Below are 23,991 nucleotides of genomic sequence, written 5' to 3'. Positions count from 1 at the left end.
GCGAGCCTGTTCGCGATGCTTTTGCTTTAGATGCTGGCCAGTTTTTGCCAGACCTTGGGCTTGAAGAACAAGGTTTCACCCTTCGCCAGCCCGATCAGGCTGTCGTGATCCTTCACCACTTCCGCTTCGATCAATTCGCTCTGACCTTCGACTTTCAACGTCACCCGAGTCGTCGCACCCAACGGACGGATATCGCGCACTTCAGCCGCGTGGTGATCTTCCAGTTCATGCCGCGACAGCGACACTTCGTGCGGACGGAACAGCACGTGGTTGTCCTCCCCCAGATGCAGCCGGTTGGAATCCCCGAGGAAGTGATAAACAAAATCACTGGCCGGGTTTTCGTAGACGTCACCCGGTGAGCCGATCTGCTCGATCACCCCCTTGTTCATCACCACAATCCGGTCGGCGACTTCCATCGCTTCTTCCTGGTCGTGAGTCACGAACACGGAAGTCAGGTTGATGTCCTCGTGCAGTCGCGCCAGCCAGCGGCGCAGTTCTTTGCGGACCTTGGCGTCGAGGGCGCCGAAGGGTTCATCGAGCAGCAAGACTTTTGGTTCCACCGCCAAGGCACGGGCCAGGGCAATGCGCTGACGTTGGCCGCCGGAGAGTTGTTCCGGGTAGCGATCCGATAGCCAATCCAGTTGCACCATGTTCAGCAGTTCGTGAACCTTGGTTGCAATTTGGCTTTCGCTCGGACGCTGGTTTTTCGGCTTCATGCGCAGGCCGAATGCGACGTTATCGAACACCGTCATGTGGCGGAACAAGGCGTAATGCTGGAACACGAAACCGACGTTGCGATCGCGCACATCATGGCCGGAGACGTCTTCGCCGTGGAATACGATGTTGCCCTGATCCGGGGTTTCCAGACCGGCGATGATCCGCAAAAGCGTGGTTTTACCGCAACCCGAGGGGCCGAGCAGCGCCACGAGTTCGCCGCTTTGAATGTCCAGGCTGATGTTGTCCAGCGCCTTGAACGCGTTGAAATTCTTGCTGACGTTACGCACTTCAATCGACATGAAATCATTCCTCCGCGGCGCTGGCGCGCAGGCGGTTAATACGGTTTTCGCTCCACTGCTTGAGCAGCAGGATGAAGAGCGCCAGGATCAGCAACAGGCTCGCCACGGCGAACGCGGCCACGTGGTTGTATTCGTTGTAGAGGATCTCGACGTGCAGCGGCAAGGTGTTGGTCACCCCGCGAATGTGCCCTGAAACTACCGACACCGCACCGAACTCACCCATCGCCCTCGCAGTGCACAGCACCACGCCGTAGATCAGGCCCCATTTGATATTGGGAACGGTGACGTGCCAGAACATCTGCCAGCCATTGGCCCCGAGCAAACGCGCGGCCTCTTCTTCTTGCGTGCCCTGTTCCTGCATCAACGGGATCAGTTCGCGCGCCACGAACGGCACGGTGACGAAAATCGTCGCCAGTACGATGCCCGGCAAGGCGAAGATGATCTGGATGTCGTGATCCTGCAACCACGGCCCGAAGAAGCCTTGGGCGCCGAACATCAGCACGTAGACCAGACCAGCGATCACCGGCGATACCGAGAATGGCAGGTCGATCAGCGTTACCAGCATGCTCTTGCCGCGGAAAGAGTACTTGCTCACGCACCAAGCGGCGCTGACGCCGAACACCAGGTTCAGCGGCACCGAGATCAGCACGGCGAACACTGTTAGTTTCAGCGCGGACAACGCGTCCGGTTCGAAGATCGCGGTGAAGAACGCACCCAGACCATTCTTCAAACCCTGGGACACCACGATAAACAGCGGAAGTAACAGGAACAGCACAAAAATCAACCAGCCAAGACCGATCAGGATTCTTCGCGAGGTGGCACTGCCACGGCGGGCGGCGTTGGCCGAAGAGGCGGCAGCAATAGACGATTGGGACATGGTTCGCGCCTCCTTATGGGGTTTCGATGCGACGTTGCAGCAAGTTGATCAGCAGCAACAGGACGAAGGAAACCACCAGCATCAGTACACCAATGGACGTGGCGCCGGTGTAATCGTACTGGTCGAGCTTGACCATGATCAGCAGCGGCAGGATCTCGGTTTTCATCGGCATGTTGCCGGCGATGAAAATCACCGAACCGTACTCACCGACCCCGCGGGCAAAGGCCAGCGCGAAACCCGTCAGCCATGCCGGGAGCAATGCAGGCACCAGAATGTAGCGGAAAACCTGCAACGGTTTAGCACCGAGACACGCCGCCGCTTCTTCCACTTCACGCGGGATATCAGCCAATACTGGCTGTACGGTACGTACCACGAATGGAAGTGTCACAAAAGTGAGGGCAAGGGTGATGCCGAGGGGGGTGTACGCGATCTTGAAACCCAGGTCCGCTGCAAACTGACCCACCAAACCGGTGGGGGTGTACAACGCCGTCAACGCAATACCGGCCACCGCAGTGGGCAACGCGAAGGGCAAGTCGATCATTGCGTCGATGATTTTGCGACCGGGGAAGGTATAGCGCACAAGCACCCAGGCGAGCAGCGTGCCAATGATTCCGTTGATGATCGCGGCATAGAGCGCGGTGCCGAAGCTCAACTTCAACGCCGCCAGCACCCGTGGTGCCGAGATAATTGCCCAGAACTGATCCCAGGTGAGTTGGGCGGCATGGACGAACATGGCCGCCAGAGGAATAAGCACAATCAGGCTGAGGTACACCAAGGTGTAGCCCAGCGTCAGCCCGAAGCCGGGTATGACGGGGGAAATACGACGCGACATAAAAGTCCTTGGTTGAGAACGCGCAAAGCCCCGACGGTTAAATCGGGGCTCGTTGATGGCTATTTAAAACTACTGCGCCTGGTAAATCTGGTCGAACACGCCACCGTCGTTGAAGAATTTCGGTTGCGCGGTTTTCCAGCCGCCGAAGTTCTTGTCGATGGTCACAAGGTCCAGGGTCGGAAACTGCTTGGCGTACTTCGCGGCGACACCCTTGTCACGTGGACGATAGAAGTTTTTCGCCGCAATTTCCTGGCCGGCCGGGCTGTACAGGTATTTGAGATACGCATCGGCGATCTGCTCGTTACCCTTTTTCTCGGCGTTCTTGTCAACTACGGCCACCGGTGGCTCGGCAAGGATCGACAGAGAAGGCACGACGATTTCGAACTTGTCGGCACCGCCGTCTTCTTTCAGCGCCAGGAAGGCTTCGTTTTCCCAGGCCAGCAACACGTCTCCCTGACCGTTGTTGACGAAGGTAATAGTCGAACCGCGAGCGCCGGTGTCCAGCACGGGCACGTGCTTGAACAGGGTTTGTACGTATTCCTTGGCCTTGGCTTCGTCACCGCCGTTGGCTTTCAGGCCATAAGCCCAGGCCGCGAGGAAGTTCCAGCGTGCGCCGCCGGAGGTCTTCGGGTTCGGGGTGATGACCGCCACATCGTTCTTGACCAGGTCACCCCAGTCCTTGATGCCTTTAGGGTTGCCCTTGCGCACCAGGAACACGATGGTCGAGGTGTAAGGCGTGCTCGCATCCGGTAGACGCGTCTGCCAGTCGGCCGGCAGGGACTTGCCGAGCTTGGCGATTTCGTCGATGTCGCCGGCCAGGGCCAGGGTCACAACGTCGGCGCGCAGACCGTCGATCACCGCGCGGGCCTGCTTGCCCGAACCACCGTGGGATTGCTGGATTTTTACGGTGTCACCGGCGTGATCCTTCTGCCAGAGCTTGATGAACTCGGCGTTGTAATCCTGGTACAGCTCACGCGTCGGGTCGTACGACACATTGAGCAGTTCGTAATCCTTGGCAACCGCGGAACCCGCAAAAAGTGCACTGGCCAGGGCGGCCAAAGCGAAATGACGAATCGACGACATGGTGAAAGCTCCTGGAATTCTGATTGTGGTGGCTTTTTATGAGGTGCTGGAAGCGGGTTGCCGGTTGCTTAGCTCGGTTTATTACTCGGGCTCTGCAGACGAAATTTCTCTTTGCGTTCGATCTGCACGACCTGGGCGTTATGCACAGTGATCTCCACAGCCCCAAAGCGCAGATCGCGCAACGCGCTCTGGATCTCACGCAAAATGGTTGCTTCGTCCTGGCCATCAACACTACGTAGGGATGCGCTCATGGTGCTGCTCCTTCAACTGAGAGGTTGCCTGCAGTGGCGGCACTGCTTGCGGCGTGAGGCCAATAGTAGTGAGGAGTAGATATACTTAAAAAGACTATTTAAGAATGTTTATATAACTGAAAGATTGATCATTCCCACGTTCTGCGTGGGGATGCATCCGATGACGCTCTGCGTCATGGTTTTGGGAGGACGCAGAGCGTCCTGGACGGCATTCCCACGCAGACCGTGGGAACGATCGACACAGAAAAAAGCGGGCTTAGCGAAAAATGGGCGCGTACATCCAATCCAGTTGCTCAGCCGACACCGGCCGCCCAAACCAGTAGCCTTGCCCCAGATCGCAGTCATGCTCAAGCAGAAATCCCGCCTGCTCGACCTGCTCTATCCCCTCGGCATGCACCTGCATCCCCATGCTCTGCGCCAAGGCAATGATCACTCGCACAATCGCCGCGTCATCTTCATCCCACGGCAACCCGGCAACGAAGCCCTGGTCAATCTTGAGTTTTTGCACCGGCAAACGCTTGAGCCGCAGCAGCGACGAATATCCTGTGCCGAAATCATCGATGGCCAGCCGCACGCCCAACTCGCGCAAGCGATGCATCTGCTCCAGCGCCACTTCCGGATCATCCATCACCGCGCTTTCAGTGACTTCAAGCTCCAGATACGCCGGATCGAGCCCCGTCACATCAAGCACCCGAGCCACCTGCTGATACAGTTCTCGCCGGGCAAACAGTCGCGAAGAAATATTCACCGCAACAAACGACAGCACCACGCCAGCGGCTTGCCACTGGCACATTTGCTCGCAGGCCTGCTGCATGACCCAGGCATCGATTTCGGCAATCAACCCCGTACGCTCGGCGATGGGGATAAATTCTGCTGGCGACACCAGCCCGCGCTGCGGATGCGCCCAACGCACCAACGCCTCCACGCCCACCAGGCGACAGGTTTTGAGGTCATGCACGGGTTGGTAATGGACGCGCAACTCCTGCTGTTCCAGGGCGCGGCGCAATTCGAAAGCAATTTCTACCCGCTGCTGGGCATGGGCAGTCAATTCGTCGGTGTAGAGCGCATAGACATCCCGACCTGCACTCTTGGCCTTGGACAAGGCCGAACCCGCGTTGCGCAACATTTGCTCGGCACTCAAAGCATCACTGGGAAACTGGCTGATGCCAACACTGGTGTTAATAAACAGCCGATTCCCATCGATGTAAAACGGCTCCCGGAAGCCATCGATGATCCGCTGCGCCAGCGCCGCAGCCTGCGCAACTTGCGGACAGCTTTCGGCGAGCACCGCAAACTCGTCACCGCCCAGACGCGCCAACGTAGCACCTGGACCAAACATGGCTTTCAAGTGCTCGGCCACAGCCTTGAGCAGCTGATCACCGACGGTGTGCCCAAGGCTGTCGTTGATCATCTTGAAGTGATCCAGGTCGACCATCAGCAACGCGCAACCCCGTTTGTGGATTTGCGCCGACGACAGCGCCTGTTCGACGCGGTCGTTGAATAACAGTCGATTGGGCAAATCGGTCAGCGGATCGTGGTGAGCCAAGTGTTTGAGCTCGTGCTCGGAGTTTTTGATCGCACTGATATCGGAAAACACCGCCACGTATTGGCTTCGCCGGCCCCTATCGTCATGAATGATGCGGATGGTTTGCCATTGCGGGTAGATTTCGCCGCTTTTGCGACGATTCCAGATTTCCCCGCTCCACTCGCCGGCGCTGTTGAGCGTCGCAAACATCGCCTGATAGAACGCCGGTGGGTGATGGCCGGATTTGAACAGACTGGGTTGTTGGCCCAGCACTTCATCCCGCTGATAACCGGTGATTGCCATAAAGGCCCGGTTCACATGGACAATCAACCCGTTGCTATCAGTGACCAACACGCCCTCACGGGTGCAGTCAAACACCGCAGCTGCCTGGCGCAATCGCTCGCGGTCGGCCTGACGCTCGCGCAGTTTGGCGCCGATCCCCAGGCACTGGAACAGTCGGGCCCGGGCACTGAAGATCAAACCGGCGCTGAGCACCGCCCAGACATAGCCGTTGATCAGTTGCCATCGCAATAGCTCGGCAGAGCTATCGAAGAAACTGTTCAATAAATAGCCGCTCAACGCCATCCAGGCGACTGAAAACAACAGATAAAGCAGCGCTGCACGCAAGGCATCGCGATAGGTGGCAGACATTTGGCCGTCCATGTCCCTACAGAAGGGTCGGAATAATAGATCAAGGACACATCCAGCCACTCTTATCTGAAAGGGCGACTGGTTTTATCCGTGGGCTTAGTGATAATGCAACGGCTATTTTTCTCTTTATCGAGGGCCCTACAGCCTATGTGGTACGAAGGTTTACTCGGCTTGTCGCCCTGGTCACTGGTAGCAGTCACCCTACTGATGACCCATGTCACGATCATTGGCGTCACGGTCTATTTGCATCGTTACTCAGCCCATCGCTCGCTTGAGCTCAATGCCGGCCTGAAACATTTCTTCCGCTTCTGGCTGTGGCTGACCACGGCACAGAACACCCGCGAGTGGACCGCTATCCACCGCAAGCATCACGCCAAATGCGAAACCGTCGATGACCCGCACAGCCCGGTCATCAAGGGGCTTTCCACCGTTCTGCGCAAAGGCGCCGAGCTGTACCGCGCGGAAGCGGAAAACCCGGAAACCCTGCGTATCTACGGCAAGAACTGCCCCGAAGACTGGATCGAACGTAACCTCTACAGCCGGTTCCCGCTGTTGGGTATCGCGATCATGGGCATCATCGACTTGCTGCTGTTCGGCACCATCGGTATCACCATCTGGGCCATCCAGATGATGTGGATTCCGGTGTGGGCCGCTGGCGTGGTCAACGGCCTTGGCCATGCCGTCGGCTATCGCAACTTCGAATGTCGCGATGCCGCGACCAATCTGGTGCCCTGGGGCATCCTGATTGGCGGTGAAGAACTGCATAACAACCATCACACCTACCCTAACTCGGCAAAATTGTCGGTGAAGAAGTGGGAGTTCGACCTCGGTTGGGCCTGGATCCAGATCTTCAGTTTTTTCCGTCTGGCCAAGGTCCAGCGGGTGGCACCGATTGCCCACCGGGTTGAAGGTAAAGGCAACCTGGACATGGACACCGCCATGGCGATCCTCAACAACCGCTTTCAGATCATGGCGCAGTACCGCAAATTGGTGATCGCGCCGCTGGTCAAGCAAGAACTGGAAAAGGTCGATCACTCGGTCCGCCATCAATTCCACCGCGCCAAGCGCCTGCTCTCGCGGGAAACCAGCCTGCTGGACGAAAAACACCACGTTCGCATCCAGGCTATGCTCGAGCACAGTCAGGCGCTGAAGGTAATTTACGAGAAACGCCTGGCCTTGCAGCAGATCTGGGTCAAGACCAGCTCAAATGGTCACGACATGCTCGCCGCCATCAAGGACTGGGTACACGAAGCTGAAGCCAGCGGAATTCAATCCCTTCGCGACTTCGCCGACCAGTTGAAAACCTACTCGCTGCGCCCTTCCGCTGTCTGATGCCGTTGATCGGTGCGCCCCGCTAGCGGGCGCACCCTTCGGAACTTAGCTCCAGATCCTCTATCTCAAAGACACTTCGCCACCCCGGCGGGCTTCGTTTTAGCCGCTTTCGAACCTCGAGCGGCACACGCCCTTTGAGATTTGTCCCGATGGTCTCCAAACACCTGCAAGACTCATCCCTTCCTCAGTTACCCGACACCGCTCAAACCTTGATGGCACTGATGCATGCTCAAAGCGAAGTGGCACGCCTGAGTGAGCGTGAACAGCTGTTCAGCTCGTTGCTGGTGAGCGTCAACGCGGTGCTTTGGGCATTCAATTGGGAAACCCGTCAGGTGCTCTACGTCAGCCCGGCCTATGAGCGGATATTCGGCCGTTCCACCGGCAGTTTGCTGTCCGACTACAACGAATGGCGCGACAGCATTTACCCCGACGACCTGGACTATGCCGAGCGCAGCCTGGTCAAAGGCGCGGTTGAAGACCGCGAATACCGCATTATCAATGCCGATGGGCAGGTGCGTTGGCTCAGCGACAAATGCTTCATCAACCGTCAGGCCGAGCCCGGTCAACCAGTGATCATTGTCGGTATTGCCGAAGACATCACCGAAAAGAAGCGCACGGAAGCCGAGCTGCAACGCTTGGCCACCACCGACGTGCTGACTCAAAGCAGCAATCGCCGGCACTTCTTCGAATGCGCGCAACGCGAGTTTGCACAGGCACGCAAGCAAGGTGCGCCACTGGCGTTCCTGTTGCTGGACATCGATGATTTCAAAGTGATTAACGACACGTACGGCCACCCGCAAGGTGACACGGTGCTGCAACAGATCGCAGAGAGCGGTCGCAGCGCATTGCGTCGTGGGGATGTGTTCGGCCGGATCGGCGGTGAAGAGTTAGCGGCGGTATTTCCCGGCTGCGCGCCCGACATGGCCATGCAAGTGGCCGAGCGCCTGCAACGGCAGATTCAGCAATTGAGCTTCCGCCATGACGATCAGACTTTCGGTATCACCGTCAGCCAGGGTTTGACCAGCCTCACCGACGAAGATGAAAGCCTCGACAGCCTGTTCGCCCGTGCGGATGCGGCGATGTATGAAGCCAAGCGGCAGGGCAAGAACCGCATCATCTCCGCTTAATGGCCCAACACCGAACCCCTGAGGGAGTGAGCCTGCTCACGATAGCGGAGTGACAGGCAAAGTGATGTCGACTGAATCTCTGCTATCGCGAGCAAGCCCGCTCCTACAGGGGGATTGGTGTTATGCCTACTTTTTGCGCAATCGGATCAGTTCCGGCAAACCGATCTTGAGCAAGCGTGCCGTCCGGCTTTTGGCCAACTCTTCAACGCCCTCATGCTCGGTCAGTCGCGCCAATTGCGCCGCCATGTTCATCACCAGCGCTTCACGTGAGTAAACGCCACCACCGAGCTGATAGACCGCTGCAATCAGCTCTCGCAGCTCCAGCGGCAGACGCCAACGAGTGCGCAGCGCCGAACCGTAGCCTGCACCGAACACTGCGAGCGCATCACCCACCTCTTCCCACTCATCCAGCTCACCTCCGGCCTGCTTCCACTCTTGCAAACACCGCAGCAATGCCAGGTCGCCAAGACGATGCAGCATGCCCGCGCAGTAACAGCGCTCTTGTTCAAGATCCAGCAAGCGCGCCAGCGTGCGGGCGTACTCGGCGGTGTGCAGCGACAGCTCCCAATAACGCTCGGCATAGTCCGCCAGTAACGGATCTACGAGCCGGGCACTGCGCTTGAGCGCCAAACCCAGAATCAGGTTCATGCTTTGCCCGGAGCCCAAGCGATGCAAGGCCTGAGACAGGGTCTGCACGGGGTCGCCAATGTGATGCCCTGCGCTGTTTGCGGCGGCGATCAGCACAGCGGTAATCTGCGGATCGGTGCGAATTTCGTCTTCCAGGCGTTTCAGATCGAGACCGTTGGGATTGAGGCTGCGCTGGACGGCGATCTGCACGTCGGTCATCAACGGCGCGCCGTCCGTCAGTTCTCGACGACGTTCCAGATACACCGACAACGTCATGCCCGGCGCCAACGTTGGCACCTCACAGGACACCTCTTCGCCCGCGTTCAGCAGCAAGCCCTGCAGACGCCGGGTCAGGTTTTCCATGTTCAGGGGTTTGGTCAGGTACGCCGTGGGCGCCATAGGCAAAGCCTCGCGCACGCTGACACTGTCATTACGACTGCTCATCAGAATGAAGGGTAACGGCGGATTGCGTTTGCGTTGGCGCACGTTGCGCAAAACATTCAAGCCATCGACACCGGGCAACTCCCAGTCAACGATCGCCAAGTCGTAAGGAATCTCCGCCAGCCTGTCTATTGCCTGCTGGCCATCGGCGCACAGGTCCAGCCGCGCATCGCAGCGCACATTCAATAACACCTGCTTGAGCAAGTCTCGGGACCAGGGGTCCGCCTCGGCAATCAGCACTCTCGGTGTAGCGGGTAAATCAACGACAGTCATGCAGCACGCTCCCTCGCAATGCATGAACCTTAGTCAACACTGGCCCCTCAATACAGAACAAATGTCCTCAATGTGTTCCAAGAGGCGTAAAAAAACCCGCCGAAGCGGGTTTTTTGTCGATCAGCTCACAAATCAATCAGAGCTCGGAGAAGCACTCTTCGATGATCGCCAGGCCTTTGTCCAGTTGCTCGTCCGGCGAAGTCAGCGGCACCAGGACGCGCAGTACGTTGCCGTAGGTGCCACAGGACAGCAGGATCAGGCCCTTGTCGCGAGCCTTGGCCACAACCGACGCTACCGCAGCAGCGTTTGGCTTGTGGCTGTCGCCGTTTTCGAACAGCTCGACAGCGATCATCGCGCCCAGCGCACGGACTTCGCCAATCACTGGGTACTTGGCCTGGATAGCCTTGAGGCCAGTGACCAGACGCTCACCGACGGCCTTGCAGCGGTCCAGCAGGTGTTCTTCTTCGAACACTTCCATCACGGCCAGGGCTGCGGCGCAAGCAATCGGGCTACCGGCGTAAGTGCCGCCCAGGCCGCCTGGAGCGATGGCGTCCATGTATTCGGCCTTGCCGCACACACCGGCCAACGGGAAGCCGCCGGCGATGGATTTGGCGAAGGTGGTCAGGTCGGCGGACACGCCCATCTGTTCCATGGCGAAGAAGGTGCCGGTACGGCCAGCGCCGGTTTGCACTTCGTCAGCGATCAACAGGATGCCGTGCTGGTCGCACAGGGCGCGCAGACGCTTCATGAACTCTTTAGGCGCGACGTAGAAACCGCCTTCGCCCTGAACCGGCTCGATGATGATGGCAGCGATGTCACGCGGTTCGGCGTCGTTCTTGAAGATACGTTCGATGCTGGCGATCGAGTCATCGACGCTCACACCGTGCAGCTCGTTCGGGTACAGCGCGCGGAACACGCCGCCTGGCATCAGGCCCATGCCGGCCGAGTAAGGCACGACTTTACCGGTCAGGCCCAGCGTCATCATGGTGCGACCGTGGTAAGCGCCAGTGAACGCGATTACGCCGGCGCGGCCAGTGGCGGCACGGGCGATCTTGATCGAGTTTTCCACAGCTTCGGAACCAGTGGTCACCAGCAGGGTTTTCTTCTCGAAATCACCTGGCACCTTGGCGTTGATTTTTTCGCACACTTCTACGTACGGTTCGTAAGCCAACACCTGGAAGCAAGTGTGGGTCAGCTTGTTCAGCTGCTCGGTTACGGCGGCGATGATTTTCGGGTGCACGTGGCCGGTGTTCAGTACGGCGATACCGCCGGCGAAGTCGATGAACTCGCGACCTTCAACGTCGGTCACGGTAGCGTTCTTCGCGGACTCGGCGAAGATCGGGTGAATCTGGCCAACACCGCGTGGTACTGCGGCTTCGCGGCGTTTCATCAGGGATGCGTTAGTCTTGCTCATAAAGTCCTCATTCACCGCTCATCGGGCGGCGTGGTTCAAGGAAAATGCGGCGGGGAGGCAACTACGGCAGCATGCGATGATCGACTGCCACAGCTTTCCCAACCACAGAGAAAATTCCGTTTGAAGCGTCGCAAAGGGACAGCGCTCTCGTGCCCTTTGCGTTTGAAGCAATGCCTTGCCGGACTTAGATGCCCAGGCAGAGGTATTTGATTTCCAGGTAATCTTCGATGCCGTACTTGGAGCCTTCACGGCCCAGGCCCGAGGCCTTGATGCCGCCGAACGGCGCGACTTCGTTGGAGATCAACCCGGTATTGACGCCGACCATGCCGTATTCCAGCGCTTCAGCTACACGGAACACACGACCCAGGTCGCGAGCATAGAAGTACGAGGCCAGACCGAACTCGGTGTCGTTGGACATCGCGATCACTTCGGCTTCGTCTTTGAAGCGGAACAGCGGCGCCAATGGACCGAAGGTTTCTTCCTTGGCCACGGCAGCGTTCTTCGGCACGTTGGTCAGAATGGTCGGCTCAAAGAAGTTGCCTTCCATGACCTTGCCACCGGCCAGAACGGTTGCGCCTTTGCTGATCGCGTCAGCAATGTGCTCTTGAACCTTGGCCACGGCTTTTTCGTCGATCAGCGGACCAGTAGTGGTGCCTTCTTCCAGACCGTTGCCGATCTTGAGCTTGGCCACAGCCACTTTCAGCTTCTCGGCAAACGCGTCGTAGACCGAATCCTGAATGTACAGACGGTTGGCACAGACGCAGGTCTGGCCGTTGTTGCGGTATTTGGAAATGATCGCGCCTTCGACGGCCTTATCCAGGTCCGCGTCGTCGAACACGATAAACGGTGCGTTGCCGCCCAGTTCAAGGGACACTTTCTTGATGTCCTTGGCGCATTCAGCCATTAGCTGACGACCGATTTCGGTCGAGCCAGTGAACGACAGCTTGCGTACGATCGGGTTGCTGGTCAGTTCGCTGCCGATGTCGCCGGCGCTGCCGGAAACAACGCTGAATACACCGGCAGGAATGCCGGCACGCTGAGCCAGTTCTGCCAGCGCGAATGCCGAGAAAGGCGTTTGCGAAGCAGGCTTGAGCACCATGGTGCAACCGGCAGCCAGCGCCGGGCCGGCTTTACGGGTGATCATCGCGGCCGGGAAGTTCCACGGGGTAATGGCAGCGGTCACACCGATTGGCTGCTTGATCACGATCAGGCGCTTGTCTGGCTGGTGGCCTGGAATCACGTCACCGTAGATGCGCTTGGCTTCTTCGGCGAACCATTCGATAAAGGATGCAGCGTAAACGATTTCGCCCTTGGCTTCGGCCAATGGCTTGCCCTGCTCAAGGGTCATCAGGCGAGCCAGGTCGTCCTGGTTTTCGATAATCAGCTCGAACCAGCGACGCAGCTTGTTCGCACGGTCCTTGGCGGTCAGTGCACGCCAGGCCGGCAGCGCTTTGTCTGCGGCTTCGATCGCACGACGGGTTTCGGCAGCGCCCATTTTCGGCACAGTGCCCAGAATTTCGCCCGTTGCCGGGTTGTTCACTTTGATCGTCTGACCATTGTCTGCGTCGACCCACGCGCCATCGATGAAGGCTTGCTGGCGGAACAATTGGGTGTCTTTAAGCTGCATGTCGGCTTTCCTTAACAGCACCGCGGCAGGCGCGGAGCAAATTATGATTGTAGAAAGGCGCCCTATAGGCTGCCGTCAGGGAAATCATTCACTGGGCTGAAGCACATAAATAGCGCACTGATTGATACCGTGCGGTTCAGCACCTAGACAAGAGCGTTTGAAATCTCAAACGAATCCTAGGATCAAAGGGGGTAAAGGACAATAGCCTGTTCGAAAAAAAGAACGAAAACGCCGCATTTGCCTGGTTTTTCTGATCAACGTAGCAAACGGAGGTTACGCTTTCAAAAAACACAGGCGATTCAGCAGCATGGACGCACGCAGCACATATGAGTATCATGGCGCCCGCTTGCACCAGTAGCTCAGCTGGATAGAGTACTGCCCTCCGAAGGCAGGGGTCGTGGGTTCGAATCCCGCCTGGTGCACCATACGCTGCAAATAAAAAAGCCTCAGACCTTAGGGTCTGGGGCTTTTTTGTGGGTAATGGTTAACCAATTCCGGGCAATGCCTTTGTTTATTGACCTCGGCTGGGCCAAGCATCGCTCGAGGACGAACCATGCTCGAAGGCATACGACTACGTCAGGGGCGCTGGCGAAAGATGGCGCCGCTTCTCCGTAGGCCGAGCCCTGGTTTCGAGCCTCTAGGGCCTGCAACGCGGCTTGTAAGCCATGGCTGGGACCTTGATGATCATGTGGTCGCTGACTCAGGTAGTTTTTTGCTGATCAATTCCGGCGCTCTATAAGACCGCGCCCCTCAAGCATGAGGCCCTCCCAACTGAGTCAGATCACTACGATACGAACTTTCCTGCGGACAAAACAAAACCCCTACCTGCATACGCAGATAGGGGTTTCGGAATTTAATCTTGACGATGACCTACTCTCACATGGGGAAACCCCACACTACCATCGGCGATGCATCGTTTCACTGCTGAGTTCGGGATGGGATCAGGTGGTTCCAATGCTCTATGGTCGTCAAGAAATTCGGTAGCCAGGTCGTTTTCTCTTGCGAGATCACGCTCCAGCGAATGGGTATGTAATAGATTTGTGTGTTTCGTTTCGAATTTTCGACTGTGTATCGTCTTCACACACCGCAATCTGGTCTCTTTCGAGTTCACAGATTGCTTGGGTGTTATATGGTCAAGCCTCACGGGCAATTAGTATTGGTTAGCTCAACGCCTCACAGCGCTTACACACCCAACCTATCAACGTCGTAGTCTTCGACGGCCCTTCAGGGGACTCAAGGTCCCAGTGAGATCTCATCTTGAGGCTAGTTTCCCGCTTAGATGCTTTCAGCGGTTATCTATTCCGAACATAGCTACCCGGCAATGCCACTGGCGTGACAACCGGAACACCAGAGGTTCGTCCACTCCGGTCCTCTCGTACTAGGAGCAGCCCCTCTCAAATCTCAAACGTCCACGGCAGATAGGGACCGAACTGTCTCACGACGTTCTAAACCCAGCTCGCGTACCACTTTAAATGGCGAACAGCCATACCCTTGGGACCGGCTTCAGCCCCAGGATGTGATGAGCCGACATCGAGGTGCCAAACACCGCCGTCGATATGAACTCTTGGGCGGTATCAGCCTGTTATCCCCGGAGTACCTTTTATCCGTTGAGCGATGGCCCTTCCATACAGAACCACCGGATCACTAAGACCTACTTTCGTACCTGCTCGACGTGTCTGTCTCGCAGTCAAGCGCGCTTTTGCCTTTATACTCTACGACCGATTTCCGACCGGTCTGAGCGCACCTTCGTACTCCTCCGTTACTCTTTAGGAGGAGACCGCCCCAGTCAAACTACCCACCATACACTGTCCTCGATCCGGATAACGGACCTGAGTTAGAACCTCAAAGTTGCCAGGGTGGTATTTCAAGGTTGGCTCCACGCGAACTGGCGTCCACGCTTCAAAGCCTCCCACCTATCCTACACAAGCAAATTCAAAGTCCAGTGCAAAGCTATAGTAAAGGTTCACGGGGTCTTTCCGTCTAGCCGCGGATACACTGCATCTTCACAGCGATTTCAATTTCACTGAGTCTCGGGTGGAGACAGCGCCGCCATCGTTACGCCATTCGTGCAGGTCGGAACTTACCCGACAAGGAATTTCGCTACCTTAGGACCGTTATAGTTACGGCCGCCGTTTACCGGGGCTTCGATCAAGAGCTTCGCGTTAGCTAACCCCATCAATTAACCTTCCGGCACCGGGCAGGCGTCACACCCTATACGTCCACTTTCGTGTTTGCAGAGTGCTGTGTTTTTAATAAACAGTCGCAGCGGCCTGGTATCTTCGACCGGCATGGGCTTACGCAGTAAATGCTTCACCCTCACCGGCGCACCTTCTCCCGAAGTTACGGTGCCATTTTGCCTAGTTCCTTCACCCGAGTTCTCTCAAGCGCCTTGGTATTCTCTACCCAACCACCTGTGTCGGTTTGGGGTACGGTTCCTGGTTACCTGAAGCTTAGAAGCTTTTCTTGGAAGCATGGCATCAACCACTTCGTGTACTAAAAGTACACTCGTCATCAGCTCTCGGCCTTAGAATCCCGGATTTACCTAAGATTCCAGCCTACCACCTTAAACTTGGACAACCAACGCCAAGCTGGCCTAGCCTTCTCCGTCCCTCCATCGCAATAACCAGAAGTACAGGAATATTAACCTGTTTTCCATCGACTACGCTTTTCAGCCTCGCCTTAGGGACCGACTAACCCTGCGTCGATTAACGTTGCGCAGGAAACCTTGGTCTTTCGGCGTGGGTGTTTTTCACACCCATTGTCGTTACTCATGTCAGCATTCGCACTTCTGATACCTCCAGCAAGCTTCTCAACTCACCTTCACAGGCTTACAGAACGCTCCTCTACCGCATCACCTAAGTGATACCCGTAGCTTCGGTGTATGGTTTGAGCCCCGTTACATCTTCCGCGCAGGCCGACTCGACTAGTGAGCTATTACGCTTTCTTTAAAGGGTGGCTGCTTCTAAGCCAACCTCCTAGCTGTCTAAGCCTTCCCACATCGTTTCCCACTTAACCATAACTTTGGGACCTTAGCTGACGGTCTGGGTTGTTTCCCTTTTCACGACGGACGTTAGCACCCGCCGTGTGTCTCCCATGCTCGGCACTTGTAGGTATTCGGAGTTTGCATCGGTTTGGTAAGTCGGGATGACCCCCTAGCCGAAACAGTGCTCTACCCCCTACAGTGATACATGAGGCGCTACCTAAATAGCTTTCGAGGAGAACCAGCTATCTCCGAGCTTGATTAGCCTTTCACTCCGATCCACAGGTCATCCGCTAACTTTTCAACGGTAGTCGGTTCGGTCCTCCAGTTAGTGTTACCCAACCTTCAACCTGCCCATGGATAGATCGCCCGGTTTCGGGTCTATTCCCAGCGACTAGACGCCCTATTAAGACTCGCTTTCGCTACGCCTCCCCTATTCGGTTAAGCTCGCCACTGAAAATAAGTCGCTGACCCATTATACAAAAGGTACGCAGTCACCCAACAAAGTGGGCTCCCACTGCTTGTACGCATACGGTTTCAGGATCTATTTCACTCCCCTCTCCGGGGTTCTTTTCGCCTTTCCCTCACGGTACTAGTTCACTATCGGTCAGTCAGTAGTATTTAGCCTTGGAGGATGGTCCCCCCATATTCAGACAAAGTTTCTCGTGCTCCGTCCTACTCGATTTCATGACCAAGAGATTTTCGCGTACAGGGCTATCACCCACTATGGCCGCACTTTCCAGAGCGTTCCGCTAATCTCAAAGCCACTTAAGGGCTAGTCCCCGTTCGCTCGCCACTACTAAGGGAATCTCGGTTGATTTCTTTTCCTCAGGGTACTTAGATGTTTCAGTTCCCCTGGTTCGCCTCTTAAGCCTATGTATTCAGCTTAAGATAACCATCTTATGATGGCTGGGTTCCCCCATTCAGACATCTCCGGATCAAAGTCTGTTTGCCGACTCCCCGAAGCTTTTCGCAGGCTACCACGTCTTTCATCGCCTCTGACTGCCAAGGCATCCACCGTATGCGCTTCTTCACTTGACCATATAACCCCAAGCAATCTGGTTATACTGTGAAGACGACATTCGCCGAAAATTCGCAATTTAACTCACAAATTTTACCTTAGCCTGATCCGCTACCAGTGAAAGTAACGTCCAGTCTATCTTTCTATCACATACCCAAATTTTTAAAGAACGAACTAGTCAAAGACTAGAAATCAACATTCACCATCACCACGATGGAATGCTCATTTCTAAGCTTTATACAAACAGAAGCAGTAGTGGTGGAGCCAAACGGGATCGAACCGTTGACCTCCTGCGTGCAAGGCAGGCGCTCTCCCAGCTGAGCTATGGCCCCGTATTTCTACAGGCGTTTCCCACACAAAATTGGTGGGTCTGGGCAGATTCGAACTGCCGACCTCACCCTTATCAGGGGTGCGCTCTAACCAACTGAGCTACAGACCCAATTTCGAGCTACTAAGGCCGACCTCACCCTGCTCTTTACCACAAAGCATGGGGTGCGCTCTAACCAACTCAGCTACAAACCGATACAGGCTGCTTCTTTCGTCTTCTTCAATGAATCAAGCAATTCGTGTGGGAGCTTATGGAGCAGCTGATGTCGTCGATTAAGGAGGTGATCCAGCCGCAGGTTCCCCTACGGCTACCTTGTTACGACTTCACCCCAGTCATGAATCACACCGTGGTAACCGTCCTCCCGAAGGTTAGACTAGCTACTTCTGGTGCAACCCACTCCCATGGTGTGACGGGCGGTGTGTACAAGGCCCGGGAACGTATTCACCGCGACATTCTGATTCGCGATTACTAGCGATTCCGACTTCACGCAGTCGAGTTGCAGACTGCGATCCGGACTACGATCGGTTTTATGGGATTAGCTCCACCTCGCGGCTTGGCAACCCTCTGTACCGACCATTGTAGCACGTGTGTAGCCCAGGCCGTAAGGGCCATGATGACTTGACGTCATCCCCACCTTCCTCCGGTTTGTCACCGGCAGTCTCCTTAGAGTGCCCACCATCACGTGCTGGTAACTAAGGACAAGGGTTGCGCTCGTTACGGGACTTAACCCAACATCTCACGACACGAGCTGACGACAGCCATGCAGCACCTGTCTCAATGTTCCCGAAGGCACCAATCCATCTCTGGAAAGTTCATTGGATGTCAAGGCCTGGTAAGGTTCTTCGCGTTGCTTCGAATTAAACCACATGCTCCACCGCTTGTGCGGGCCCCCGTCAATTCATTTGAGTTTTAACCTTGCGGCCGTACTCCCCAGGCGGTCAACTTAATGCGTTAGCTGCGCCACTAAGAGCTCAAGGCTCCCAACGGCTAGTTGACATCGTTTACGGCGTGGACTACCAGGGTATCTAATCCTGTTTGCTCCCCACGCTTTCGCACCTCAGTGTCAGTATCAGTCCAGGTGGTCGCCTTCGCCACTGGTGTTCCTTCCTATATCTACGCATTTCACCGCTACACAGGAAATTCCACCACCCTCTACCATACTCTAGCTTGTCAGTTTTGAATGCAGTTCCCAGGTTGAGCCCGGGGATTTCACATCCAACTTAACAAACCACCTACGCGCGCTTTACGCCCAGTAATTCCGATTAACGCTTGCACCCTCTGTATTACCGCGGCTGCTGGCACAGAGTTAGCCGGTGCTTATTCTGTCGGTAACGTCAAGGCACCAACGTATTAGGTTAATGCCCTTCCTCCCAACTTAAAGTGCTTTACAATCCGAAGACCTTCTTCACACACGCGGCATGGCTGGATCAGGCTTTCGCCCATTGTCCAATATTCCCCACTGCTGCCTCCCGTAGGAGTCTGGACCGTGTCTCAGTTCCAGTGTGACTGATCATCCTCTCAGACCAGTTACGGATCGTCGCCTTGGTGAGCCATTACCTCACCAACTAGCTAATCCGACCTAGGCTCATCTGATAGCGCAAGGCCCGAAGGTCCCCTGCTTTCTCCCGTAGGACGTATGCGGTATTAGCGTCCGTTTCCGAGCGTTATCCCCCACTACCAGGCAGATTCCTAGGCATTACTCACCCGTCCGCCGCTCTCAAGAGAAGCAAGCTTCTCTCTACCGCTCGACTTGCATGTGTTAGGCCTGCCGCCAGCGTTCAATCTGAGCCATGATCAAACTCTTCAGTTCAAACATCTTTGGGTTTTTAAGAAACCCTAAACTTGGCTCAGCAATCGTTGGTTACATCTTTGATTTCTCGCGGAGTAACTTGTGATGCTGATAATCTTGTTGACTATCAGTCTGACTCCACAAGCACCCACACGAATTGCTTGATTCAGTTGTTAAAGAGCGGTTGGTTAAGATCTTTCGTCTCAACCGAGGCGCGCATTCTACAGCAGCCTCTGTTGCTGTCAAGCGGTTATTTTCAGAAGTTTTCAAAGTTTCCTTTGTAACTTCAACCACTTGCGCTTTCGATCTCTCGTTAGCGGGAGGCGAATTCTACAGCGATCCAATATTTCGTCAAGCATCTTTTTGAACTTTCTTACCGCTTCCAAATGCCTGTACTGCGGAGACCTTTTCAGCCCTTCAGCGAGGCGCTGCATCACTTGAAACCGCAGCTCTACACATCGGTATTGATTGGGTTAACCAGCGGCGCTCCTACTCGGTCGTCCAGTCAAGATCGTCGTCCCACTCCTCATCTTCCTCGAAGTCGTCCTCATCAACCTCCTGTGCTTCCGGCTGGTTAAGGAGAAAATCCTTACGACTCTCAGTAATTGCCCGCCTTAGCTCCTCCCCTTTCACGGGGCAGTTAAGCATTTGGGCGATGCGATCGATTTTTTTCGCCACGACTTCCTCCAACGCATCGGCTATGGCCCGATAGTGCGCGCTTTCGGGCGCTGATGCCAAATGGCTGAATGTCAGCGGTGATACCGGCGAACCACACTGCTGTTTTTCAGTACATGCCCTTTGATTTTTTCCAGCAGTTGCGCGCGCGTCAGACCAACAGGCAAGGCGTCCGGCACTAGGTCCAGCGCGTACAACTGAATAATGTAGTGATGCGCACTGTCGCCGACTGGCGGGCAAGGCCCCACATAACCGGTGGTGCCTTTGCTGTTGGTGCCACCGACACCTTCAAGGGCTGATTTTGCTCCTACACCAGCCGGGATCTGGTGAGTGCCGGCTTTGATGCCGTAATGCACCCAATGATCGGCACCCTGCCCATTCTGCCCGTCAGGGTCATGCATGACGATGGCATAACTCAACGTACCCGCCGGCCCGGCGTTCCAATTCAGTGCGGGTGACGCGTTGTGCCCGCCACAACCCGGAGCATCGCTGGCGGCGGCAGAGGTAAACAGTCGATCATCCGTGACACCCGGGATATTTAAGGTAAAACGTTCCTGGGCCTGTGCCGGAAATTGCACGCACAGGGCGACTGCAACGGCCGCAAACCAAGGGTTAAGAGAGGTCAATCGGGTCATTGCGGAGCACCTTGTGCGTGTAGGGCCGTCGTCGGCTTGCGAACTATAACGGTACCGTTGGTGAGGCGGCACTGGGAATTGGCTGAACCGAGCGTAACGCGCCAAACTCGTAAGTGAAACGTCTGCCTGGAGAGCTATCATGGCACTGCACCGCGTCGCCCCTTTCGCCGATGTGCCCGAAAACAGAGGCCTTGAAGCCCGGATCGCGGACACCAACATTGTTTTGCTGCGAGTGGGCGATCAACTACGCGCCTATCAAGGCGAATGCCCGCATGCCGGAGCACCACTGGCGCAAGGTGCTGTGTGCCACGGACGCTTGATTTGCCCGTGGCACAAAGGTGCGTTTCGGATCGAAGACGGGGCATTATGCGAGCCGCCGGCCCTGGACAGTCTCAAGCGCTATCCGCTGGAAGTCCGCGATGGCGACATCTGGGTCGACAACCAGCCGTTTGCCGATGCTCACACCCCGCCGGCTGACGATGAACGGACGTTTGTCATCGTCGGGGCCGGGGCCGCCGGTACAGCGTGTGCGGCAGCGTTGCGCGAAAAAGGCTTCGGCGGCCAAGTTTTGCTGATCGACCGCGAAGCCGACACCGGCTACGACCGCACCGCCCTGAGCAAATTTGTCATCGCGGGAGAGATGCCGCCGGAAGAAATCCCGCTGCTGCGTGATGACGCGTTTTATCGTGAACAGCGTATTGAGCGCATCACCGGTGAAGTCGCCAGCCTGGACTCGTCGAACAAAACCCTGCGGCTGGCCAATGGTCGATCGCTAAACTATGACGCCGCGTTGCTTGCCAGGCGGCCAGCCCAATCAACTCACACTGCCTGGCGCCGATTTGCCGCAAGTGTTCGTGTTGCGTTCCAAATCCCAGGCGCTGCGAATTCTGCAGGCGGCAAAACCTGGCCAGCGAGCGGTGATCATCGGTGACAGCTTTATTGCCATGGAGTCCGCTTCAGCGCTGCGCCAATTAGGGTTGGAGGTCACAGTCCTGGCCCGTCATGCCATTCCCTTCGCCGCACAATTCGGCGAAACCGTCGGCAAGGCGATTCGCGCCCTCCATGAGGCCAAAGGCGTGGTATTTCACACCGATGGCGAAGCCTCCTATATAGAAGGAGCGAACAACGTCGAGGCAGTGCACCTGGACAATGGTCAACGCTTGCCAGCGGATCTGGTGCTGGCCGGCATTGGCGTCAGCCCTGCAACCGATGCGTTTGCCGATCTGCCCAAGGAAAAAGACCGGTCGCTGAAGGTCGATGGGGGAATGCGCGTCACCGAAGGGTTATGGGCGGTCGGTGATATCGCGACCTTCCCGCTCAACGGCCAACCTCAGCGTATCGAGCATTGGCGCCTGGCCCAGCAACAGGCGCGGATCGCCGCGGCGAATATGCTTGGTGCTGACGAGCATTACCTCAACGTGCCGTATTTCTGGACCTGGCACTTTGGCAAAAACTACGACTACCTTAGCCACGCCGAAGCCTGGGACGAGGTCGAGTTCAAGGGTGATCCTTACCATCCACCCTTTATAGGCCTGTTCGGCAAAAACGGCGTGGTGGCCGCGGCGGTCGCCTGCGATGAAGAACGGGCCATGGCGCTGCTCGCCGAACGCATGAAACAGCCGTTGTCGGTGGACGAGGCGTGGAAGCTGATTCGGGACATTGGTTAGCGCACAAACACCCGACAGCAAAACGCCCGGCTTCTGCTTTATAGCTGAGGCCGGGCGCTCTTTTGAATCCTGGGTTTTATTCCTGGATTTCGGCACCGCCACCGAGTTTGCTCATCACGAAGCCGACAAACTCTTCAACGGTCATTTTCTGGCCATTGAATTCCACCTGATTGTTGGCGTAGTGCAATTTGCTGACGATGTTGTTTCCGTCCAGTTTGGCGAATTGCGATCCGACCGCCATGCTGCTGAACATGTCGGCAGTGGCAGTAGCCTGATCGGCGATGACCTTGGCGTCAGTCTGACCGTCAAGCTGGCTTTGCACCGTAAGTAAGTCGACGAGCATTGGCTTGGACACTTGCACATTGATATCCAGCAGCGCAATCAACTGTAAGGTCAGTTGATCGGGCGGCAGGTCCATGGTCTGCGGTTTGGTCAGGTCGAGCACCAGGTTCGCGCGGCTTTCACCGTTGGCGGTGTTGAACGACAGGTTTTCCAGAGCCACCTGCGGGCCGGCCGCCAGCAGTTTTTCTAGGCCGGTTTTGACTTGCGCCTCTTCGGCCGGGGTCAAGACCAGTTCTGGTGTCGGCTCACCGGCCACAGCAGCCTCGGCGGCGGCTCTCTCGTAAGGCTGCAGTTTGGTCTGGTAAATCTGCATCAGCGACATGGTCGCCGGAATGTCGAGGTTTTTCAGGCTCACGGCCATCTGCGCAGCGCCGACAGCCTTGCCGTTCATCGACACTTCACCCACCTTGTAATCGGCACGCCCCGAAGCGCTAGTGCCCGATTCCTGGGTCAGGTTCTTCATTTCAAATTTCTTGAGGCCCAGTACCGATTGCTTGGCACCAAAGGTGGTTTTGCTGTCCGTCAGCTCGAGGGTGTTCTCGCCTGTGTAGTAGCCGTAGGGACTTTTTACCAGGTTGCTGGCAAGGGTCAGGCCATTGAGCTCAACCTTTAACGGGGTTTGATCTTCAGCCACGGTGCTCAATGTCAGGCTGTTCATGTAGCCGTTGGCCTTGACCTTCTGGGCCTGGGCGCTGGCGGCGACGTCGAGGTTCAAACCAGAGAATTTCAGCGTGGATTTGTCATCCAGCACGACGTCCAGCGGTTGCAACTCGAGGGTGCCGCTGGTGGAGTTGTCGTAACCAATATTGACCACGCCGGTGAGCGGGGATTTGTCTTTGGCAGCGGCAAACCACTTCTCGGTGAGCGAGGTGCGTTCCAGTTCGTAGTGACTGGTGGCCATGACCGGCAACCACTTGAAAGAGACCAGGCGCGAGAACGGCAGCGGACCGTGTTCGATTTGGTCGGCAAACAGCAATTCAACCGGGGTTTCACCAAACCTCTCGCCTTCGCCTTTGAGGCGGTAGTGCGCGGTGCTGCTGAACACATGACGCTCAAGCGACACCAGCTCAAGCGATGCCGTGCCATTGGAACCGACCAGCGCGGCGTTCAGCTCTTTGTTGGCGTCGGCGATGGCGGTATTCAACACGCCTTCGATTTTGGTCCCGGTGTACCAGGCACCGCCCGCGCTGATTGCACCGATGGCTACGACGATTCCGAGAAGCACGCCTGCTGATTTATTCATGAATGACCCAGTCAATGTCCGTTTTTTGAAGGTGTGGTCGTCTTCCCTGAACCCTTGAGGGGTTGCGGCTCGACTCCGCTAAAAGTGGGATGGAGATTAGCACTAGGCGCACTGGGCGGCCCAATGATTAAAGGTTAAAGAGTGTCTATGGACTGCGCAGAGGGGTTGAGAGTTTCGCTGGACATGAAATCGCCATCGCGAGCAGGCTCACTCCTACAAAGGTTATGTGTCTTTC

The 23,991-nt window shown here is 56.4% G+C and carries 14 protein-coding genes, 3 tRNA genes, 3 rRNA genes and 1 pseudogene; 4 read left to right on the top strand and 17 right to left on the bottom strand.

The window, feature by feature from the left end; all coding sequences use genetic code 11:
* Positions 1 to 26 precede the first annotated feature (26 nt).
* The 6 genes from ACA048_RS00955 to dibA all read right to left on the bottom strand — a co-directional run bounded on the left by ACA048_RS00955 (position 27) and on the right by dibA (position 6,235).
* Positions 27 to 1,016, bottom strand: coding sequence for a sulfate/molybdate ABC transporter ATP-binding protein (locus ACA048_RS00955; protein WP_497627567.1), 990 nt, complete (start codon positions 1,014 to 1,016; stop codon positions 27 to 29).
* A gap of 4 nt (positions 1,017 to 1,020) precedes the next feature.
* Positions 1,021 to 1,893 carry a sulfate ABC transporter permease subunit CysW gene (cysW, locus tag ACA048_RS00950; protein ID WP_497627566.1) on the bottom strand — a complete coding sequence of 291 codons (873 nt, stop codon included), beginning with the start codon at positions 1,891 to 1,893 and terminating at the stop codon, positions 1,021 to 1,023.
* A gap of 13 nt (positions 1,894 to 1,906) precedes the next feature.
* Positions 1,907 to 2,725 (bottom strand): sulfate ABC transporter permease subunit CysT, encoded by an 819-nt coding sequence (cysT, locus tag ACA048_RS00945; protein ID WP_483840858.1) that lies wholly within the window; start codon positions 2,723 to 2,725, stop codon positions 1,907 to 1,909.
* A gap of 69 nt (positions 2,726 to 2,794) precedes the next feature.
* Positions 2,795 to 3,808 carry a sulfate ABC transporter substrate-binding protein gene (locus tag ACA048_RS00940; RefSeq protein WP_497627565.1) on the bottom strand — a complete coding sequence of 338 codons (1,014 nt, stop codon included), beginning with the start codon at positions 3,806 to 3,808 and terminating at the stop codon, positions 2,795 to 2,797.
* A 68-nt stretch (positions 3,809 to 3,876) separates the two neighbouring features.
* The gene (oscA, locus tag ACA048_RS00935) at positions 3,877 to 4,059 is read right to left on the bottom strand and encodes a sulfur starvation response protein OscA (RefSeq protein WP_134419279.1); all 183 of its coding nucleotides are present in this window, start codon (positions 4,057 to 4,059) and stop codon (positions 3,877 to 3,879) included.
* 256 nt (positions 4,060 to 4,315) lie between these two features.
* A complete protein-coding gene (gene dibA / locus ACA048_RS00930) occupies positions 4,316 to 6,235 on the bottom strand; it encodes a phosphodiesterase DibA (RefSeq protein ID WP_497627564.1) in 1,920 nt (639 codons plus the stop codon).
* A 147-nt stretch (positions 6,236 to 6,382) separates the two neighbouring features.
* Here dibA and desA point away from each other — a divergent pair, with 147 nt between their 5' ends.
* Both desA and ACA048_RS00920 read left to right on the top strand, forming a co-directional pair.
* Positions 6,383 to 7,567: a delta-9 fatty acid desaturase DesA gene (gene desA / locus ACA048_RS00925; RefSeq protein WP_489335046.1), complete on the top strand. Its 1,185-nt coding sequence runs from the start codon at positions 6,383 to 6,385 to the stop codon at positions 7,565 to 7,567.
* Between the two features lie 149 nt (positions 7,568 to 7,716).
* Complete coding sequence (locus ACA048_RS00920; protein WP_497627563.1) at positions 7,717 to 8,694, top strand: sensor domain-containing diguanylate cyclase; 978 nt, start codon at positions 7,717 to 7,719, stop codon at positions 8,692 to 8,694.
* 126 nt (positions 8,695 to 8,820) lie between these two features.
* Here the strand turns inward: ACA048_RS00920 and ACA048_RS00915 are convergent, their stop codons facing one another.
* The 3 genes from ACA048_RS00915 to gabD form a co-directional block, all read right to left on the bottom strand.
* Complete coding sequence (locus ACA048_RS00915; RefSeq protein ID WP_497627562.1) at positions 8,821 to 10,035, bottom strand: HDOD domain-containing protein; 1,215 nt, start codon at positions 10,033 to 10,035, stop codon at positions 8,821 to 8,823.
* A 136-nt stretch (positions 10,036 to 10,171) separates the two neighbouring features.
* Complete coding sequence (gene gabT / locus ACA048_RS00910) at positions 10,172 to 11,449, bottom strand: 4-aminobutyrate--2-oxoglutarate transaminase (protein ID WP_497627561.1); 1,278 nt, start codon at positions 11,447 to 11,449, stop codon at positions 10,172 to 10,174.
* Positions 11,450 to 11,633: 184 nt separating this feature from the next.
* Positions 11,634 to 13,076 (bottom strand): NADP-dependent succinate-semialdehyde dehydrogenase, encoded by a 1,443-nt coding sequence (gene gabD / locus ACA048_RS00905; protein WP_150633171.1) that lies wholly within the window; start codon positions 13,074 to 13,076, stop codon positions 11,634 to 11,636.
* A 348-nt stretch (positions 13,077 to 13,424) separates the two neighbouring features.
* On the opposite strand from gabD, the gene ACA048_RS00900 reads away from it, so the two are divergent.
* Positions 13,425 to 13,501, top strand: a tRNA-Arg gene (locus tag ACA048_RS00900).
* Between the two features lie 432 nt (positions 13,502 to 13,933).
* Here ACA048_RS00900 and rrf read toward each other — a convergent pair.
* The 7 genes from rrf to ACA048_RS00865 all read right to left on the bottom strand — a co-directional run bounded on the left by rrf (position 13,934) and on the right by ACA048_RS00865 (position 20,504).
* A 5S ribosomal RNA gene (gene rrf / locus ACA048_RS00895) occupies positions 13,934 to 14,049 on the bottom strand.
* A gap of 156 nt (positions 14,050 to 14,205) precedes the next feature.
* Positions 14,206 to 17,097 (bottom strand): 23S ribosomal RNA (locus tag ACA048_RS00890).
* A gap of 236 nt (positions 17,098 to 17,333) precedes the next feature.
* Positions 17,334 to 17,409 (bottom strand) — tRNA-Ala (locus tag ACA048_RS00885).
* Between the two features lie 30 nt (positions 17,410 to 17,439).
* Positions 17,440 to 17,516: transfer RNA gene (locus tag ACA048_RS00880), tRNA-Ile, on the bottom strand.
* A 162-nt stretch (positions 17,517 to 17,678) separates the two neighbouring features.
* Positions 17,679 to 19,215: ribosomal RNA gene (locus ACA048_RS00875) — 16S ribosomal RNA — on the bottom strand.
* Together the 16S, 23S and 5S rRNA genes with 2 tRNA genes alongside form the textbook arrangement of a ribosomal RNA operon.
* Positions 19,216 to 19,683: 468 nt before the next feature.
* Positions 19,684 to 19,932 (bottom strand): hypothetical protein, encoded by a 249-nt coding sequence (locus ACA048_RS00870; RefSeq protein WP_497627560.1) that lies wholly within the window; start codon positions 19,930 to 19,932, stop codon positions 19,684 to 19,686.
* An 11-nt stretch (positions 19,933 to 19,943) separates the two neighbouring features.
* Positions 19,944 to 20,504, bottom strand: a complete 561-nt coding sequence (locus tag ACA048_RS00865) for a YbhB/YbcL family Raf kinase inhibitor-like protein (protein ID WP_497627559.1) — start codon at positions 20,502 to 20,504, stop codon at positions 19,944 to 19,946.
* Positions 20,505 to 20,643: 139 nt separating this feature from the next.
* Here ACA048_RS00865 and ACA048_RS00860 point away from each other — a divergent pair.
* Positions 20,644 to 22,171 (top strand): annotated as a pseudogene (locus ACA048_RS00860) (FAD-dependent oxidoreductase).
* Between the two features lie 76 nt (positions 22,172 to 22,247).
* Here ACA048_RS00860 and ACA048_RS00855 read toward each other — a convergent pair.
* A complete protein-coding gene (locus ACA048_RS00855) occupies positions 22,248 to 23,756 on the bottom strand; it encodes a YdgA family protein (RefSeq protein WP_497627558.1) in 1,509 nt (502 codons plus the stop codon).
* Between the last annotated feature and the right edge of the window lie 235 nt (positions 23,757 to 23,991).

The sequence above is a fragment of the Pseudomonas sp. LBUM1659 genome (assembly GCF_059716045.1).
Note: the sequence above shows the minus strand (reverse complement) of the source record. Positions and strands in the feature narration are given on the sequence as shown.

Coding starts and splice junctions, on each gene's coding strand:
- ACA048_RS00955 (WP_497627567.1), bottom strand. CDS start 1,016: ATGTCGATTGAAGTGCGTAACGTCAGCAAGAATTTCAACGCGTTCAAG.
- dibA (WP_497627564.1), bottom strand. CDS start 6,235: ATGTCTGCCACCTATCGCGATGCCTTGCGTGCAGCGCTGCTTTATCTG.
- ACA048_RS00920 (WP_497627563.1), top strand. CDS start 7,717: ATGGTCTCCAAACACCTGCAAGACTCATCCCTTCCTCAGTTACCCGAC.
- gabD (WP_150633171.1), bottom strand. CDS start 13,076: ATGCAGCTTAAAGACACCCAATTGTTCCGCCAGCAAGCCTTCATCGAT.
- cysW (WP_497627566.1), bottom strand. CDS start 1,893: ATGTCCCAATCGTCTATTGCTGCCGCCTCTTCGGCCAACGCCGCCCGC.
- oscA (WP_134419279.1), bottom strand. CDS start 4,059: ATGAGCGCATCCCTACGTAGTGTTGATGGCCAGGACGAAGCAACCATT.
- desA (WP_489335046.1), top strand. CDS start 6,383: ATGTGGTACGAAGGTTTACTCGGCTTGTCGCCCTGGTCACTGGTAGCA.
- ACA048_RS00940 (WP_497627565.1), bottom strand. CDS start 3,808: ATGTCGTCGATTCGTCATTTCGCTTTGGCCGCCCTGGCCAGTGCACTT.
- cysT (WP_483840858.1), bottom strand. CDS start 2,725: ATGTCGCGTCGTATTTCCCCCGTCATACCCGGCTTCGGGCTGACGCTG.
- ACA048_RS00855 (WP_497627558.1), bottom strand. CDS start 23,756: ATGAATAAATCAGCAGGCGTGCTTCTCGGAATCGTCGTAGCCATCGGT.
- ACA048_RS00865 (WP_497627559.1), bottom strand. CDS start 20,504: ATGACCCGATTGACCTCTCTTAACCCTTGGTTTGCGGCCGTTGCAGTC.
- gabT (WP_497627561.1), bottom strand. CDS start 11,449: ATGAGCAAGACTAACGCATCCCTGATGAAACGCCGCGAAGCCGCAGTA.
- ACA048_RS00915 (WP_497627562.1), bottom strand. CDS start 10,035: ATGACTGTCGTTGATTTACCCGCTACACCGAGAGTGCTGATTGCCGAG.